This window comes from Pelomicrobium sp. G1, assembly GCF_051905455.1.
Taxonomy (GTDB): domain Bacteria; phylum Pseudomonadota; class Gammaproteobacteria; order Burkholderiales; family UBA6910; genus Pelomicrobium.
Genome location: NZ_JBQACR010000494.1, coordinates 1 through 247, shown reverse-complemented (window position 1 = coordinate 247; position 247 = coordinate 1). Strand labels below are relative to the sequence as shown.

Below are 247 nucleotides of genomic sequence, written 5' to 3'. Positions count from 1 at the left end.
GGAGGTCCTATGACTGAAGCAATGACGACCCTCGTGATCAAGGGCGGAGGCATGGCGCTACTGATCATCGGCGGTTTGCTTCAGATCGTCTACGGCCATAGGCTCTATCGCACCAGTTCCGAACTCGGGCCAGAGAAGGCGAGCATCCGCCTAGGCAATTTCAGTGCCACCACCAATTCGGTCGGTGCGTTCGTGATGAGTACCGCAGCGCTATGGGCGTGGGCAGCCGTCGTGATTAGCCCAAACC

Annotated in this window: 1 protein-coding gene; it reads left to right on the top strand. The window is 58.7% G+C overall.

From position 1 onward, the window contains the following. Nucleotides 1–21 precede the first annotated feature (21 nt). Nucleotides 22–247 (top strand): hypothetical protein (locus ACTFO6_RS19355; RefSeq protein WP_439935945.1); only part of this gene is annotated, 226 nt, incomplete at its 3' end.